We start from the raw sequence: 1752 nt of genomic DNA on the forward strand, positions 1-1752 counted from the left end.
AAAGTTGACAGAAATTAACATCTGTGCTGTTGAACGAGCGGGCGATCGCCCAGGAATCAGGTTAAAACGATCGGTGGGTAAGGCAAGAATTAGAAAAAACTCAATTGGGAGATGTAAGAAGAACAAATAGATTCATGAAAATTGTCTCTAATTTGAGCGCTCGACCAGAATCCACTGTACCTCAAACTAGCGGTACAGGGGCAGAAACCAAGGCTACTTACGATTTCTAGGATTCACCATACATTAAACCAGCTCAGAAACGGAGAGGACAGGTAGATGGGACAGTTTCAAGAATCAAAAATCATCAAATTATCTGGGCAATACCAGATACAACCGAATTAAATTACACTACTCATAAAGCAGTTAAAAAAGTCGGATATCTTGATAGTAAATATCTTCGGCGATTGAAAGTACATTCAACTTTGGCAGCAACAGCACAGGGGCTACCATTAGGAATTATCGACCAATCTGTGCGGGCGAGAAAGCCAAAATCTGGATAGTAAAGCTGCTCAACGTTCTCAAAAATTAACAGAAGAAAAAGAAAGTCAAAAATGGTTTGATTCTTTAAAAAATACGTCATCTCTCATCCCCGATCGCAACAAGTAGTCACAATTGCCGGTAGAGAAGCCGACTTTTATGATTTGTTTGCCTGTGCGAACCGTGAGCCAGCAAATTTTTTGATTCCAGCTACTCAAAACAGATGTTTAGAGTCCTCGTCTAATCATCTCAAAGAAGAGATGGAGTTGGTCGAACCGCAAGTCACAATGACTGTGGAATTGAAACGCAACCCGACTCGACCATTTCGACGGGCGACTTTAACTATTCGGTATAAAACCTTAACTGTTCAACCCCCGCCAAATCGTGCTAAAAAAACACAATTAAATCCGGTATAACTGCAATTTGTTTGAGTCAGAGAATTACAACCACCATCTGAGTTGTCAGCAATTGAGTGGTGGCTGGTGACAACTTTACCTATTACTTGTATTGAAGATGTGACTGCTGATGTTAGATGGTATAGTTATCGGTGGCTGATGGAACGTTATCATTATGTGTTAAAAAGTGGTTGTGGAATTGAGAAGCTACAATTAGCAACAGCAGAAAGGTTAGAAATGGCTTGAGCTACTTATTCTCTCGTAGCGCGGTGCGTTTACTTTATATTACTCCTGAAGCGAGGCTCGCTCCAGATTCTAGTTGTGATATTATATTAGAACCGGCTGAATGGCAGGCTCTTTATGCGACAATTCATCACCAAAATTATCCTCATACTCACCCACCAACTTTAGGGGAAGCAGTGGGTTGGATTGCTAAATTGGGAGGGTTTTTGGGACGAAAACATGATGGTTTTCCGGGAGTTAAAACTTTGTGGCGTGGATTGAGAAGATTGGATGATATTGCGATGAGTTGGCTGCTATTCAATCAACTGAAAATAACTTGAATTGATATTTTTCATGAGTAAAATAGTTGTGATGACAAATTGTGTTGATGACATAAGCGATCGTTTTGGCAAACCGCCGCGAGCCAATGCAAGAAAAACATTTTATTCGGTTCGTCCAAAATGTGCAAGGCAGGAAAAACCCCGATCGCCCTCGAGCAAACTCATTGAAGGAGGGAGACATCAATGAACACTTTTTGCAGGATAATTCGTATTCGATCGGAAGCGAGCTCCCCAATAACTCCTACACAAGTAGTTACTTTTGTCAACTTTATTGTTAGGAAAGATGTTTATAAAGCACAGCCGATGCTTTGGGGGGG

At 41.0% G+C, this 1752-nt stretch carries 1 protein-coding gene and 1 pseudogene; both read left to right on the top strand.

Features of this window, described 5'->3' with window-relative positions; translation table 11 throughout:
- Positions 1–83: 83 nt before the first annotated feature.
- Positions 84–230 (top strand): annotated as a pseudogene (locus tag WBA89_RS06245) (IS4/Tn5 family transposase DNA-binding protein); the annotation flags it as partial.
- Between the two features lie 884 nt (positions 231–1114).
- Positions 1115–1435, top strand: coding sequence for an IS4 family transposase (locus WBA89_RS06250; protein ID WP_424404795.1), 321 nt, complete (start codon positions 1115–1117; stop codon positions 1433–1435).
- Positions 1436–1752: the final 317 nt, after the last annotated feature.

It is taken from the genome of Microcoleus sp. (genome assembly GCF_049646505.1).
Taxonomy (GTDB): Bacteria; Cyanobacteriota; Cyanobacteriia; order Cyanobacteriales; family Microcoleaceae; genus Microcoleus.